The sequence below is a fragment of the Microvirga sp. HBU67558 genome, assembly GCF_018069605.1.
In the GTDB taxonomy this organism is placed as follows: Bacteria; Pseudomonadota; Alphaproteobacteria; order Rhizobiales; family Beijerinckiaceae; genus Microvirga; species Microvirga terrae.
Window position 1 is genome coordinate 94,099 of the sequence record NZ_JAGPUP010000561.1, and the last position, 14,535, is coordinate 108,633.

Genomic DNA, 14,535 nt, shown 5'->3' on the forward strand with positions numbered 1-14,535 from the left:
GTGCGACCGTCTATGTTAGGCGACCTCCTTCGATTGCAGGAGGCGGCTGCCCGAGCCGCATGAGAGACACGATGGCCCCGAACGACGAGTTCATTCGCGAAGTCGATGAGGAATACCGCCGCGACCGGATCGCCCAGATCTGGCAGCGCTACAACGGAATCATCATCGCGGTCGTGGTTTTGATCGTGGCGGGCGTCGGTGGCTGGCGCTTCTGGCAGCACACGCAGGAAACCCGCGCCCAGGAAGCGGCCGTGCGCTACGAGGAGGCCCTGCGCCTCTCGTCGGAGGACAAGGGACAGGAATCCCAGGCCGCCTTCGAGAACGTCGTGAAGGAAGACGGCGCGACCGGCTACGCCATGCTGGCCCGCTTCCGCTTGGCTGCCGAGCTGGGGCAGCAGAACGCCGAGAACGGCGCCTCCGCGTTCGACGCGCTCGCCAACGAGGCGTCCGTTCCGCCGCTGTGGAAGGATCTTGCGCGCCTGCGCGCCGCATGGCTACGCATCGACAGCGCCGAACCGGCGCGCCTGCGTCAGGCGGTGGAGCCGCTGGCGGCTCCGTCCAACGCCTGGCGTCATTCGGCCAGGGAACTCTTGGGATTATCCGGTCTTAAGGCCGGTGATATGGATTATGCGGGTCGATGGTTCGACCAGATCGCCGCCGATCGCGAGACGCCCTCTTCCCTGAGACAGCGGCTCGCAGTCTACACCGCCCTCGTGGCGGGCGGTCCGGTCCAGGCGACCCAGTAAGACCAGCAGGATAGGACAGGACATGACGGCGACCGTCGCCATTGTCGGGCGGCCGAATGTCGGCAAATCGACTCTCTTCAACCGGCTTGTCGGCAAGAAGCTGGCGCTCGTGGACGATCGGCCGGGCGTGACCCGCGACCGGCGCGAGGGCGAGGCCAAGCTCGGCGATCTGGAGTTCCGCATCATCGACACGGCGGGCCTCGAAGAGGCCACCGAGGAATCGCTCCTGGGCCGCATGCGTGCGCAGACCGAGGCGGCCATTGCCGATGCCGACGTCATTCTCTTCGTGATCGATGCCCGGGCGGGCATTCTTCCGGCCGACCGGCCGTTCGCCGAAATGGTCCGCCGCTCCGGCAAGCCCGTGATCCTCATTGCCAACAAGGCCGAGGGCTCGGGCGGCATGGCGGGCGCTTACGAGGCGTTCGGACTGGGGCTCGGGGAGCCTGTTCCCCTGTCCGCCGAGCACGGCGAAGGCATGGCCGACCTGTTCGAGGCCCTGATGCCTCACTTCCCCCACCCGGACGACGCCGAGGAGGAGGACGACCCTAACAAGCCGCTCCAGGTCGCCATCGTGGGCCGGCCGAATGCCGGGAAATCGACCCTCATCAACCGGATGGTCGGCGAGGAACGCCTGCTCACCGGCCCAGAGGCCGGCATCACCCGCGATTCAATATCCCTGGACTGGGAATGGCGCGGGCGTCCGATCAAGCTGTTCGACACGGCGGGCCTGAGGAAGCGCGCCCGGGTCGAGGACAAGCTCGAGAAGCTGTCCGTGGCCGATGCGCTGCGCGCCGTTCGCTTCGCTGAGGTCGTGGTCGTTCTGCTCGACGCCACGATCCCGTTCGAGAAACAGGACCTCTCCATTGTCGACTTGGTGGAGCAGGAGGGCCGCGCCCTCGTGATCGGCCTCAACAAGTGGGATCTCGTCGCCGACCAGCAGGGTCTCCTGAAGGATTTAAAGGAGAAGGCCACGCGCCTCCTGCCGCAGGTGCGCGGCGCGCCCGTGGTGCCGCTCTCGGGGCTGGCCGGCAGCGGCATCGATCCGTTGATGAAGGCAGTCCTCCAGGTCTACCAGACATGGAACACGCGCATTTCGACCGCGCGGCTCAACCAGTGGCTCGGCGAGGCTCTGGAAGCCAACCCGCCCCCCGCTGTGTCGGGTCGTCGCATCAAGATCCGCTACATGACCCAGGTGAAATCGCGGCCGCCCCATTTCGCCGTCTTCGGCAACCAGCTCGACGCCCTGCCGAAGAGCTACACCCGATACCTGGTCAACGGCCTGCGCGAGGCCTTCGAACTGCCGGGAACGCCGATCCGCGTCTCGCTGCGCATGGGACAGAACCCATTCGACAAGGAGCGGAAGTAGGCCAGGCTCAATTCCTGGCCGCTTTGACGTGGGGCTGCGGCAACGTCACGACGTTCGCGGAGATCAGCGGCACGAATTCCTTGATAGGCGCCGGCCGGCCGAACAGGTAGCCCTGCGCCTCGGCGCATCCCTCCAGACCGAGAAAGCGCAGCTCTTCCGCAGTCTCGACGCCTTCGGCGATCACGGGGAGGCCCAGGCCGCGCCCGAGGCCGAGCACGGCACGCACGATGGCGGCCGCCTGTGGGTTCGCGTGGACGGCCTGGATGAACGATCTGTCGATCTTGATCTTGTCGAACGGGAAGGCGCGCAGATTCGAAAGCGACGAATAGCCCGTCCCGAAATCGTCCATGGCGATGTTGACGCCGATGGCTTTCAGCCGCTGAAGCGAGTGGAGCGCCCGGTTGGGATCCCGGACCAGGGCCGTCTCTGTGATCTCGATTTCGAGGCGATGCGGCGGCAGCTTCGTCTCGCCCAGGGTCGCCTCGATGAACTCGACGAAGCCGTCGCTGGTCAGCTGAAGGGCCGAGACGTTGACCGCGATGGTCAGGGGACGCATCCAGGTGGCGGCCTCGCGGCAGGCCTCGCGCATCACCCATTCGCCGAGCTTGAGGATCAAGCCACTCTCCTCGGCGATCGGAATGAAGAGGGCAGGCGGAACATTGCCGCGCGCGGGATGGTTCCACCGCAGCAGAACCTCGAAGCCGTTCACCTCGCCCGTCTCGACCTGGGCCTGCGGCTGGTAGGCCAGGCTCAGTTCGTTGTTCGCGATGGCGCCGCGCAGATCATGCTCGATACTGCGACGCTCCCGGATCTGGGCCCCCATGGCGGCCTCGAAGAAGCGATAGGTTCCCTTGCCCTCGGTCTTGGCACGGTAGAGGGCGGCGTCGGCACTGGAGAGGAGCTCCGTGCGGTCCTTGCCGTCCGACGGATAAAGGGCGACACCGATGCTGACGGAGACGAGGCCTGCGGGAATGCCGTCCTGCTCCCATGCGAGGCTTTTCAGCAGGGTGTCGGCGAGCTGACCCACCTGAGCCGGATCGGTCACGAGGGGAGCGATGATGGCGAATTCGTCGCCGCCGAGACGGGCGAGCATCTGACCCTCGCCGAGAACCGATGAGAAGTGCTTTGCGATGTCCTGAAGCACGCGGTCGCCGGCGGCATGGCCGTAGATATCGTTCACCTCCTTGAAGCCGTCGAGGTCGAGACACAGCAGGGCGAGCTGCCGGCGCGCTCTGCGATGGAAGCGGATCTCGCGGTCGAGACGATGGTCGAAGCTGGCCCGGTTGCCGAGGCCGGTGAGGGGATCATGATGGGCAAGATAGCGGATCTGGGCTTCCGCGTCCCGACGGTCGCGGAGATCCCGGAACGCCACGACGTTGTGGGGCGCGCCGTTGTAGCTGATCTGCCGGGCGATCAGTTCGACGGGCATCAGAGCGCCGTCCGCATTCCGCAGTTCGGTCTCGATGGCGCGGCCGAGGAACGTGAAGAGCGTGTCGCGCTTGGCGGCATCGGGCACCCATTCCGACAGGTCCCGGCCGGCGATCTGCTCGGCTGTCAGGCCCGTCAACCGCGCGAAGCTCTGGTTGACCGTCACGATGACGTCGCCCGCACAGACGACGAGGCCTTCCACCGCAGCGTCGGTCAGATCCCGCATTCTCTCGATCTCCAGGGAGGCGCGCCTGCGATCCCGGATATCGAGGCTCAGCGCGACGACCGCGATGAGGAGAATGGCGAGGCTGACGAGCGCCACCCCGGCCGCCAGCCACCCCGCATGGATCGAAGAGGATGACAAAGCGATGGATGGATCCGGCGTGATGGCGACCGCCCCCATGGCGGTGAAATGGTGGCTGCAGATCGCAAGCGTGAGCAGCAGCGCGCCCGACAGCTTCGCGCGCAGCACCGTGCTGTCGAGCGCTACGGACAACGCGGCGGCGCCGATCGCAGCCCCGAGCCCGATCGACGCCGCCACCAGCCAATGGTTCCATGTGATCGTACCCGCGACCTCGAAGGCCGCCATGCCCGTGTAGTGCATGACCGCGATGCCCCCGCCGACAATCGCCCCGCCGATCCAGGGAGCCGCGACGAGGCCGGGCCGGAGAGCTGCACCGAATCCGATGCCGGTCAGCAGAACCGCCGCTATCAGCGAAACCACGGTCAGGACGACGTTGTATGCGGTCGGCACGGACGGAGAGAAGGCGAGCATCGCGATGAAATGCGTGGCCCAGATGCCGAACCCCGTCGAAGCCGCCGCGATGCAGAGCCAGGATGCGCGGTTGCCCCGATCCGCGCGGCGCACGTGATGCAGCAGGTTGACCGCCGTCAGTGAGGCGAGCGCACAGACCAGGGCCGCCAAGGCGACGAGCCGGAGATCGTGGTCGGAAACGATGCAGTCATAGACGGTCAGCATAACGGGCCTTCGCTGGCGATCCGCTGCGGCAACATCCCCGCCGAAAAGCCTGTCGGAATACGATCGATTGAAAGAAGGCATCCGGTCTTTCACCGGGATGGCGGGGCGGCATCATGCCTATGGACCGGCCTCACAGAGAGGCGCCAATCCGCCATGGACTTCGGGACAATTTCCCGCTCGGTAAAATGAGCCATCACCCCGCCAAGTCAACGAGCCGGTAGGCTCCGTCCTTGGCTATCGATGGTCAGGGTTAACGCCCGATGTCTCGACCCTCCCGATAGCCCGGTTCATCGTCAAGGGAAGTTCGATGTGAACCTCCAATCCACCCGGTTCGAAGGAGAGCCGCACCGTCGCCCGGCACTGGGCCTGAAGGACACGTTCGAGCAGGGTGAAGCCGAAACCGTGATGGGCGGGAGGCTCCACGGGAGGGCCGTTCCGTTCGACCCACGTGAGACGGAGCGCCCGCATACCATCGGTGGTTCCGACGTCCCACCTCACCGCGACGCAGCCCTTGCGGACCGAAAGCGCGCCATAGCGCGCCGCATTGGTCGCCAGCTCGTGCAGTGCCATGCTCAGGGGGATCGCCAGGTCAGCCGTGAGGTTGACCTCCGGCCCCTCCAGGATGAAGCGCCGATGCCGTCTTTCCTCGAACGGCCGGAGCTCGCAGAGCAGCATGTCGCGCAGGAGCGCGGTCTGCCAGTAATCTTCCGTCAGCAGGGACTGGGTCCTGGCGAGTGCCGCAATCCTTGACGAGAACGTGTGATTGAACTGCCTGACATTCGTCGCGCTGCGCGCCGTCGCGCTGGCGAGGGCCTCGACGACCGCGAGCGTATTGCGCACTCGGTGATGAAGTTCGCGCACCAGCAGGGCTTGCCGCTGCTCGAACCGCTTCCGCTGGTCGATGTCCTGGATCACCCGCACGCTGTACTGAAATTGTCCATGCTCGCCGAAGACGGCCGTCGACGAGACGTGAAGCCAGACATTCGTGCCGTCCTTGCGGATGCAGCGCCGCTCCAACGTATAGGTCTTCAGCTCGCCTGCGATCTGCCGGTCATATAGGGCCTTCTCGGCCTCAACCCCGTCCGACGGGACGAGATCGAAGAGGGTCATGACCAGCAGTTCGTCTCGGGAATAGCCGGTAATCGACGACAGGCCCTTGTTGACCGTCAGAAAGCGCCCGGCCGCGTCCGTCTCGCCGATGCCCACGCTCGCATGCTCATGGGTGGCCCAGAGGCGTTCGCGGCTTTCGCGCTCGGCGCGCTTTCGAACGGAATTTTCCGCCGCCACGGAAGTGATCTGCGACAGCTGGACGAGAATCGCCTCATCATCGGCCGTGAAGTCGCCGTATTCCTTGTCCGACAGCATGAGCACACCGAGCATTCCGCCCGACGCTGCGGGAATGGGCACGGCGATCAGCCCCTCGGTCATGAGGAGATCGGCCTCCGCGTTCCGCACGCCCTGGAGTTCCGGATAGTGGGACAGCTCCTCCGCGCTCATGCGCAGAGGTCGCTTCGTCTGGACCACATGCGTGTAGATGCCGACGCCGCTCTCCGCGAGCGCGGAGCTCGAGAATGCACGATACTTGTCCGAGACCGAAACGATGATCGGATTCTCGGGCCAGAGAACGTACGGGATCGTATGGGTCGAGGCCCAATGTGCGCCGATGATCCGCCGCGCCTCCTCCGTAGCATCCCGAAAAATTGTCGCCGGCAGCTCCTCCGAGGCGATCCGCGCACAGGCAGCCGCCAGAGATCTCAGCTGCTCCTGATGCCGGTGCGCCCGAGCCAGAAGGGCCTGACGTTCCTGCTCGACCAGAATGCGGTCCGTGATGTCGTGATGGGCCACGACCGCATAGACCACGCCGTCGTGGACGAGGCGGGAGGCCTGAAGTTTGAACCAGCGCGTCTCGGTGGGCGAGTGGCAGGGATATTCGAGCGAGAATGTGCTCTTCCCGGCGAGCACGGACCTGATCCCGGCCGCGGCCGCCCGGGCGCAGGGACCGTCCGCCCCGACGGCACGGTCGCATATATCGAGATAGTTGACGCCGTCCCCTATGGCTGCCGGAGCTCCGTTCGCCTCGCCGAAACGGTGCCACGCCCGGTTGACCGCAATGATGGTGCCGGTCGGATCGAGCACCACCACGGGCCCCGTGATGGCGTCCAGGATGCTCTGAGCCGGGGGGACGGCGATTATTCCATTCTGCTCCGACAGCCGGCTCATCGCACTTCATCTGTGAAGACGGGTTGGAACAGGGAGGAAACGGCCAATCCGGCGTCCGGTTCATTCGGGGTTGATTTGAATGTCGGTTCGATTCCCGTCTCGGCCCGCCGGGCGCTGCGGCCGACCCGCGATAAGCTCGGCCGTTAGGGTGGGAACTGACCCGATGCGGCGCGCGCTTGATTGAACGAGGCGCGCTTCTTGTGCCTCGTCGGAGGTCAGATACGCCGAAACCCTTGCCACGCAAGGGTTTCCTTGGAATAATTTCGTCCACGGATGGCTTTCGAGGCCGGGACGCGCCCATTTGGGAAAAGGTCCAGCCCGGGAGGGGACACCGATGGGCGAGGTGCTGGCGCATCGCAGGCTGTCGGAGCTGATCGGGTCAATCTACGATTGCGCCCTCGATCCCGGCCGCTGGGAGGGAACTCTGGCGGATGTCGCCGAGACCTTCGATTGCGCGGTCGTATCCCTGACCCTGAACGATCTTCACAACAACCGTTTCCTCATCAACAAGGCCTCTGGCTGGGAGCCGGCCCTGTTGCGCCTGAAATCGGAACGTCATGTGCCCGAGATCAATGCCCGGCTCACCGAGTGGCTCGCCCAGCAATCCTCCATCGACGAGATGTTCGTGACCTCGGCCCATCTCTCGCCCGACTACATCCAGGCCTCGCCCTATGTGGAGGAGTGCCTGAAGCCCCAGGGGATCGTGGACATCATGCACATGTTCCTGATGCACACGCGGCGGCAGTTCGCCGAGATCGGTCTGGGGCGCCACGCCCGGCAGGGAGTTATCACGGCGCGGGAACTGGAGCTGGGTCGCCTGCTTCTGCCTCACCTGCGCAAAGCCGTGACGATCAGCGATATCCTGGATGTGAGCTCCATCGAGCAGGCTCACATGGCCGAGGCGCTCGACGCACTCCGGTGTGGTGTCGTGCTCACCGACGAGCGCGCCGGAATCCTGCACGCGAACCGGTCCGCCGAGCGGATGATGAGCAAGGGGGCTCCCATCCGCAGCGTCCGCCGTGTCCTGGCGGCAGGCACGTCCGCCGCCAGCCGAGAACTGCGCAGGGCGATTCTGCATGCTGCCCGCAACGAAACGCATTCGGGTGAGGGCAATGCCGCGATCCGCCTCAACGACGCCGACGAGCCGCCGGCCTATGCGCACGTGCTCCCCATGGTGACGGGAGACCTGCGGACGCGGCTTCAGCCCAACGCGGTCGCGGCGATCTTCGTCGGCGCCACCGACGAGCAGACCGGCATCGGCCTGCTGGCCAAGGCCTACAACCTGACCGCCGCGGAGGTGAGGATTCTGGAAAGCCTCATGGCGGGACACACCCTGGCCGAGACCGCGCAGCATTTTGGCATCGCCAGGTCGACCGCCAAGACCCATCTGGACCACATCTTCGCCAAGACGGGCGTGTCCCGGCAGACCGAGCTGGTCCGGTTGACCATGCAGCTGACCCAGCCGGTCCACGGCCCCTTCGACATGGCCCATCCCTGGCCGCATCAGTTCGGCCCTCCGAGCTAGATCCTCATCTCCCAGGCATTCGCCGCCATCAGCACGCCGAGAGCACCGAGAATCAGGCCCGACGCCTTGTTGATGAAATTGAGGACCGTCACGTTCAGTTTCGAGCGCAGGGCCGCGACGCTGCCGCTCACGATCAGCCACCAGGTGACCGACGCCGCGAAGACCCCGGCGATCATCGTGGAGGCGGCGGTAGGCGCGGGCGACGCGACGGCCGGCAGGACCGCCGCAAGGAGAGCCGGCGTCAGCGGGTTGAGCAGCGCGCAGGCGACGGCGCTGCAATAGGACGAGAGGGCCCCCTGGTCCTGCGCGATGGATCCGGCCAACGATACCGTCCGCCGCAGCACGCGGGCGCTGAACCAGAAGAGAAGGCAGGCCGAAACGGCGCAAAGGAACGCCTGGCTCTCGCCCAGGACCGGGGAGATCGCCGGTCCGACGCCCAGGATCGCGCAGGTCGTGTAGATCACCAGGACCGTCGCGGCCCCGAGCCCCGTGGCGAAGCCCGTCACGGCTCCGTAGATCAGGGCCCGCTGGATACAGAGCACGCTCATCGGGCCGATCGGCACCGTGATGACGAATCCCACTGTCGCTCCGGAGAGAAATGCCGATGTGCCCGTCATGATCGCGCCTCGCCATGTCGTGTCGAGGCGGATGGTCGTCCCGGTGCGGGCCGGTGGACGCACCGCCTCATTCAGGAGAAGCGAGGGTAACGTGGCAAGACCGTGCGCCGCGTCCACCGTTTGGTGGAGACGGGGCCATTCGGGCCGGGGCCAGGATGCGGTCGTCGGGCTTGCCTCGTCCGGCTCTCAACCGTTTCGGCGAGTCGAATGTTCGGGCGGGTCAGGCCGGCGGCTGCGGCTCGATGATCTTCCCGTCCTGCGTGAAGTCGTAGATCTTGCCGGTCTCGGTCCAGGACGGCAGGGCGAGCTTGACGATGTGAGGAGCGAGATCGTCCGGCGTCTTCAGGGTCAGCGGATCCTCGCCGGGCATGGCCGTGCGGCGCATGGCGGTGCGCAGCGGGCCCGGATTGAGCAGCATGGCCTTGACCGGGGTCGTGGCGGTTTCCGCCGCATAGGTGCGCACCAGCGCCTCGAGGGCCGCCTTCGAGACCGAATAGACGCCCCAATAGGCGTTGTGCTTGTGAGCGGCCCCGGAGGTGATGAAGATCGCGCGGCCGGCGTCGGACTTACGAAGAAGCGGGTCGAGGGAGCGGATCAGGCGGTAATTGGCCGTCACGTTGACGGCCATCACCTCGTCCCAGACCGGCTGGTCGATGTGGGTGATGGGGGCCAGTTCGCCGAGCTGGCCCGCATTGCCGAGCAGGATATCGAGCTTGCCCCAGCGCTCGTAGATGGCGGCCCCAAGGCGGTCGAGGGCGTCGAGGTCCTTCAGGTTGACCGGCACGAGGGTGGCCGACGAGCCCTTGGCTCGGATCTCGTCGTCGAGGGATTCGAGCGCGCCCTGGGTTCGGGCCAGCGCGATCACGTGCGCGCCGGCCTCCGCGAGCGCGAGCGCCGCCGCGCGGCCGATGCCGCGCGAGGCGCCGGTGACGACCGCGACGCGGTCCTGAAGAGGCTTGTCCATGGAATTGCTCAGTCGGCTTCGGCGAGAACGGCGAGACGGCGCGGGGTCGCGACGGTGAGGTCGGTCAGCGGCGTCGGGTAATCGCCCGTGAAGCAATGGTCGGTGAATTGCGGCTGCGCCGGGTTTCGCCCCGTCTCGCCCATGGCCCGGTAGACGCCCTCGATGGACAGGAAGGCCAGCGAATCCGCCCCGATATACTGGCGCATCTGCTCCAGGTCGTGGGTGGCGGCGAGCAGCTTTTCCTTCTCCGGCGTATCGATGCCGTAGAAGTCGGGATGGGTGATCGGCGGGCTCGAGATGCGGAAATGCACTTCCTTGGCCCCCGCCTCTCGCATCATGCGGACGATCTTCACCGAGGTCGTGCCGCGCACGAGGCTGTCGTCGACGAGCACGATGCGCTTGCCGGCGATCGCCGAGCGGTTGGCCGAGTGCTTCATGCGCACGCCGAGCTCGCGGACGGACTGGGTCGGCTGGATGAAGGTGCGGCCCACGTAATGGTTGCGGATGATGCCGAGCTCGTAGGGCAGGCCGCAGGTCTGGGCGAAGCCCAGAGCGGCCGGCACGCCGGAATCAGGCACCGGGATCACCACGTCGGCATCGGCGGGCGATTCGAGCGCGAGCTCGCGGCCCATGCCCTTGCGGACCTCGTAGACGCTGCGGCCATTCACGACCGAGTCGGGACGGGCGAAATAGATGTACTCGAAGATGTCGGGGCGGGACGGCTGCTCCGGCACGAAACGGAAGGACTCGAGGCCCTCGTCCGAGATGACCACGCATTCGCCGTTCTCGACGTCGCGGATGAAGCGGGCCCCAATGATGTCCAGCGCGCAGGTCTCGGAAGCCAGGATGTAGCGGCCGTCGAGCTCGCCCAGCACCAGCGGGCGGATGCCGAGCGGATCGCGGGCGCCGATCAGCTTCTTGTTGGTGAGCGCCACGAGGGCATAGGCCCCCTCGAGCTTCTGGATCGCCTCGACGAAGCGATCGACCACCCGGTCCTTGCGGCTGCGTGCCACGAGGTGGACGATCACCTCCGTGTCCGTGGTGGACTGGCAGATGGCACCGTCGCGGATGAGATTGCGGCGCAGCGTCAGGCCGTTGGTCAGGTTGCCGTTATGGGCCACCGCGAAACCGCCGCCGTCGAGCTCGGCGAACAGCGGCTGCACGTTGCGCAGGACCGTCTCGCCGGTGGTCGAGTAGCGGGTATGGCCGATGGCGGAGAGGCCTTCCAGGCGCTCGATCGTCGCCCGGTCGGAGAAGTTGTCGCCCACGAGGCCGAGCTTGCGCTCGGAATGGAAGACCGAGCCGTCATAGGACACGATGCCCGCCGCCTCTTGGCCGCGGTGCTGCAGAGCATGGAGGCCGAGCGCCGTGATGGCGGCCGCGTCTGGGTGTCCGTAGATGCCGAAGACGCCGCATTCTTCGCGCAGGGTATCGCCGTCGAGGTCGAGGTTCACCTGCTTCGGGGTGACCTGCCACGTCTCTGACAAAGCAGACATCGATCAAATCCTTGGGATTCGCGCCCCCACCGGCGCCGCCCTTATGTAGTCGGCATCAGGCCAAACGCCAATGGCCAATCTGACGCTGGCGGAAACGTGATCCGGCCTGCCAGGGCATCGTGCGGACCCGCGTCAGTGAGGTCTTGACCCGGTTTTCGCCGACGCGGCCCTCCGGGTCGACGCTCAACGATGCGCCGCCTCGGAGCGGAGCATCGGATCCGATGCCCTAGCTGCGCCGCTGAGGGGCGGGCGGAGCCGGCGGGGCTGCCGGGGTGGCCGGTCGCTGCGGATCCGGCTCGGCCGGCTCGGCTTCCGTCGGCGCCTCCTTGTTGCGCAGGCGCTGGAGCAGGGCTTCGGCGTTTTCCGGCAGCATGGCGATGATGTTGTCGCGGGTGTTCTCCATGGCCGGCCGGGTCCGGGAGGAGGCCGCCCATTCGGGCTCCTTGCCCTGGAGCAGCCAGCCCAGGAAGGCCCATCCGATCACGCAGATGAGGAAGCCGCGGGCCGCCCCGAAGAACAGCCCGAGCGTCCGGTCGAGAGCGCCGATGCGGGAATCGAGGATCAGATCGGAGACCTGCACGGTAATGATCGACACGATGATCAGGGTGACGACGAAGATGCCCCCGATGGCGGCCACGAGCGCCACCGTGTTGCTGCTGATATATTGCTGCGCGATCGGCAGAGCCGTCGGATGCAGGTACCAGGCCGCGGCCGCCGCGACGACCCAGGCAACGATCGCGAGCACTTCGCGGGTGAAGCCGCGCACGGCAGCAAGGAGGGCCGAGATCAGAACGATACCGATGACGACGAGGTCCAGAACGGAAACGGGCATGGGCCGGGCCTACGCAATAGAACAGGAATGGAGCCGCCTTCGCGGGTTCGGAGCCTTGGCTCTATAGCGTTAAGAAAGGCTTTCGTCACCCTTGGAACGCGCGGCTTGTGCGAAGAGACGTGGGAGCCGGGCTGGATCAGGAAACCTGTACGATCAGCTTGCCGAAATTCCTACCTTCGAGCATTCCGATGAAGGCCTCGGGCGCGCTGGCGAGACCATCGACGATGTCCTCCTGATACTTGATCCGGCCCTCGGCGACCCATCGTGCCATCTCCCGATAAAAGTCCGGGCGCTGCGCATGAAACTCGCGCTGGATGAATCCGCGGATCGTCAGGCTCTTGGTGAGCACGTCGCGCATCAAGACCGGCAGACGGTCGGGCCCCTCGAACGGGCCGGTGCTGTTGTACTGCGCCACGAGCCCGCAGACTGGAATGCGCGCGAACGTGTTCAGCAGGGGAAACACTGCTTCCCACACCCTCCCGCCGACATTCTCGAAATAAACGTCGATTCCGTTAGGGCAGGCGGCGCGCAAATCTTCCGCGAAGGTCGGGGAATGGTGATCGAGGGCGACGTCGAAGCCGAAGACATCCCGCACCAGCGCGCATTTGTCCGGTCCACCGGCGATCCCTACCGCACGGGCGCCCTTGATACGCGCGATCTGGCCGACCGCCGATCCGACGGGGCCGCTCGCCGCGGCCACCACGACGGTCTCGCCCGGCTTGGGCTGCCCGAGGGTGAGCAGCCCGGCATAGGCGGTGAACCCCGGCATCCCGAGCACCCCCAAGGCGGTCGTGACGGGCGCCTGCTGCGGATCCAGCTTGCGCAGGTCGGCACCATCGGACAGGGCGTAGGACTGCCAGCCCGAATAGGACAGGACCCAGTCACCCGCGGCGTAGTCAGGATGCCGGCTCTCCAGCACCTCGGCCACGGTGCCGCCCTCCATGACCTGCCCGATTTCCACCGAGGCGGCATAGGATTTCGCGGCGCTCATCCGGCCCCGCATGTAGGGGTCGAGGGAGAGATAGCGGATCCTGAGCAGGACCTGTCCCTCGCCGGGGCTCGGGACAGGCGTTCGCACGAACTCGAAATGATCGGGCGAAGGGCGTCCGGTCGGACGGGAGGCGAGAAGGACTTGGAGATTCTGCTCTGTCACGGTGAGACTCCTGCGGCGGGCCGGCTCGGGTGACCGTCTGCCATGGCGCGGGGACAACGGGCCCCATAACGGATGGGGTCCCTGTCTCGTTCGTCAAGCCTTCGGAGCCTCTTCGATGCGGGTCTCCAACATGAAAAGCTCCGGCGGAGACCGCCGGAGCCCGGACTTGGAACGCTTTCGGGTCTCAGATGAACAGAATGTCGCTGAAGGCGAGGGCGGCGCCGGGTTTCAGCTTGAGAATCTCGATCGGCTTGGCGCTGCCGGAACCATCGACATCGAGATACACGGTCCCGCTCTTCTTGCTGTAGACGAGATAGTCGTTTCCGTCCTTGGACGCGGTCCCGACGGTGAAGAACTTCTTCTCCAGCTTGCCTTCCTTGAAGACCTTGTCGAGCCCGACCGAGGATTTCTTGTCGGGCCTGCCCTTCTTGGCCAAGTCGAGGACATCGCTCTTCGACGCCTTGACCTTGAAGGTCTTCAGGGCATCGAGATCGAACAGGATCTTGTCCTGTCCGGACTTGAAGTCCTGAATCTGGTCGAAATGGCCCTTCTTGAAAGGGGCATCGAACACGAACGTGTCCGCGCCGTCGCCGCCGAAGAGGAAGTCCTTGCCGGCGCCACCATTGAGGGTGTCGTCGCCGGCAAATCCCTTGAGCCTGTCGTTGCCGGACAGGCCGTTGATGATATCGGCTTCGGCGCTTCCATAGAGCTTGCTGTCGTTGCCGTTGGTGCCGGTCACGATTTCCGCACCGTTGGTCACGTTGACCGTAACCGAAACGGGATCCACCGTTGTCGGCGTGACGGTGCTCGTGCTTGTCGCCGTGATCGCGAGCATGAACACGTTCTGGCTCGCCTCGTAATCGAAAAGACCCGGCGTCTTCACGCGCAGTTCGCTGCCGACGATCTCGAACCGGTCGTCGAGGTCGTCGGAGAGAGCGAACGTGAAGGTTTCAGCCGATGCGCCGCCGTTGACGGTGAGTGTTGCAATGACTTGGCCGGCCTGCGGGTTCTCCGGCACTTCCAGAATGGGCGAAATGACAATGGTAGCCATGGATTTCCTGTAAAATGGCTCGCGAACTGGTCCGATACTTCTTTCGGGGTACCTTGAACGGGCACCGAGAAGCCACTTTCCTGGACTGGTTCTAAGGTGTCAATGCGGCCGAAAGGTCTAGTCTCCTGCTCGCTCGGACGCAGGCGTAAAGGCCTTCT

11 protein-coding genes are annotated in these 14,535 nt (G+C 65.7%); 3 read left to right on the plus strand and 8 right to left on the minus strand.

The features are described from left to right. Positions 1–71 precede the first annotated feature (71 nt). Both KBI52_RS29900 and der read left to right on the plus strand, forming a co-directional pair. The gene (locus tag KBI52_RS29900; protein ID WP_173950426.1) at positions 72–746 is read left to right on the plus strand and encodes a tetratricopeptide repeat protein; all 675 of its coding nucleotides are present in this window, start codon (positions 72–74) and stop codon (positions 744–746) included. A 22-nt stretch (positions 747–768) separates the two neighbouring features. Beyond that, positions 769–2,112: a ribosome biogenesis GTPase Der gene (der, locus tag KBI52_RS29905; RefSeq protein ID WP_173950427.1), complete on the plus strand. Its 1,344-nt coding sequence runs from the start codon at positions 769–771 to the stop codon at positions 2,110–2,112. 7 nt (positions 2,113–2,119) lie between these two features. On the opposite strand, the gene KBI52_RS29910 is transcribed toward der, so the two are convergent. After that, the gene (locus KBI52_RS29910; RefSeq protein ID WP_210812613.1) at positions 2,120–4,519 is read right to left on the minus strand and encodes an EAL domain-containing protein; all 2,400 of its coding nucleotides are present in this window, start codon (positions 4,517–4,519) and stop codon (positions 2,120–2,122) included. Positions 4,520–4,753: 234 nt separating this feature from the next. Next, a complete protein-coding gene (locus tag KBI52_RS29915) occupies positions 4,754–6,739 on the minus strand; it encodes a PAS domain S-box protein (RefSeq protein ID WP_173950429.1) in 1,986 nt (661 codons plus the stop codon). A gap of 334 nt (positions 6,740–7,073) precedes the next feature. On the opposite strand from KBI52_RS29915, the gene KBI52_RS29920 reads away from it, so the two are divergent. Next, entirely contained in the window at positions 7,074–8,264 is a 1,191-nt protein-coding gene (locus tag KBI52_RS29920) for a helix-turn-helix transcriptional regulator (RefSeq protein WP_210812614.1), read from the plus strand. Here the strand turns inward: KBI52_RS29920 and KBI52_RS29925 are convergent. The 6 genes from KBI52_RS29925 to KBI52_RS29950 form a co-directional block, all read right to left on the minus strand. Beyond that, a complete protein-coding gene (locus KBI52_RS29925; RefSeq protein ID WP_173950431.1) occupies positions 8,261–8,881 on the minus strand; it encodes a LysE family translocator in 621 nt (206 codons plus the stop codon). The genes KBI52_RS29920 and KBI52_RS29925 overlap by 4 nt on opposite strands. Before the next feature lie 220 nt (positions 8,882–9,101). Further along, positions 9,102–9,845 (minus strand): SDR family NAD(P)-dependent oxidoreductase, encoded by a 744-nt coding sequence (locus KBI52_RS29930; RefSeq protein ID WP_173950432.1) that lies wholly within the window; start codon positions 9,843–9,845, stop codon positions 9,102–9,104. An 8-nt stretch (positions 9,846–9,853) separates the two neighbouring features. Then, complete coding sequence (purF, locus tag KBI52_RS29935) at positions 9,854–11,341, minus strand: amidophosphoribosyltransferase (protein ID WP_173950433.1); 1,488 nt, start codon at positions 11,339–11,341, stop codon at positions 9,854–9,856. Positions 11,342–11,567: 226 nt separating this feature from the next. Further along, positions 11,568–12,173 carry a CvpA family protein gene (locus KBI52_RS29940; RefSeq protein WP_173950434.1) on the minus strand — a complete coding sequence of 202 codons (606 nt, stop codon included), beginning with the start codon at positions 12,171–12,173 and terminating at the stop codon, positions 11,568–11,570. A gap of 136 nt (positions 12,174–12,309) precedes the next feature. After that, entirely contained in the window at positions 12,310–13,326 is a 1,017-nt protein-coding gene (locus tag KBI52_RS29945; RefSeq protein ID WP_210812615.1) for an NADP-dependent oxidoreductase, read from the minus strand. Between the two features lie 184 nt (positions 13,327–13,510). Further along, the gene (locus tag KBI52_RS29950) at positions 13,511–14,377 is read right to left on the minus strand and encodes a calcium-binding protein (RefSeq protein ID WP_210812616.1); all 867 of its coding nucleotides are present in this window, start codon (positions 14,375–14,377) and stop codon (positions 13,511–13,513) included. Between the last annotated feature and the right edge of the window lie 158 nt (positions 14,378–14,535).

What these genes read in the sequence shown, in the direction of transcription:
- KBI52_RS29950 (WP_210812616.1), bottom strand. Translation starts at nt 14,377, where the DNA reads ATGGCTACCATTGTCATTTCGCCCATTCTGGAAGTGCCGGAGAACCCG.
- KBI52_RS29915 (WP_173950429.1), bottom strand. Translation starts at nt 6,739, where the DNA reads ATGAGCCGGCTGTCGGAGCAGAATGGAATAATCGCCGTCCCCCCGGCT.
- der (WP_173950427.1), top strand. Translation starts at nt 769, where the DNA reads ATGACGGCGACCGTCGCCATTGTCGGGCGGCCGAATGTCGGCAAATCG.
- KBI52_RS29900 (WP_173950426.1), top strand. Translation starts at nt 72, where the DNA reads ATGGCCCCGAACGACGAGTTCATTCGCGAAGTCGATGAGGAATACCGC.
- KBI52_RS29925 (WP_173950431.1), bottom strand. Translation starts at nt 8,881, where the DNA reads ATGACGGGCACATCGGCATTTCTCTCCGGAGCGACAGTGGGATTCGTC.
- KBI52_RS29920 (WP_210812614.1), top strand. Translation starts at nt 7,074, where the DNA reads ATGGGCGAGGTGCTGGCGCATCGCAGGCTGTCGGAGCTGATCGGGTCA.
- purF (WP_173950433.1), bottom strand. Translation starts at nt 11,341, where the DNA reads ATGTCTGCTTTGTCAGAGACGTGGCAGGTCACCCCGAAGCAGGTGAAC.
- KBI52_RS29940 (WP_173950434.1), bottom strand. Translation starts at nt 12,173, where the DNA reads ATGCCCGTTTCCGTTCTGGACCTCGTCGTCATCGGTATCGTTCTGATC.
- KBI52_RS29930 (WP_173950432.1), bottom strand. Translation starts at nt 9,845, where the DNA reads ATGGACAAGCCTCTTCAGGACCGCGTCGCGGTCGTCACCGGCGCCTCG.
- KBI52_RS29910 (WP_210812613.1), bottom strand. Translation starts at nt 4,519, where the DNA reads ATGCTGACCGTCTATGACTGCATCGTTTCCGACCACGATCTCCGGCTC.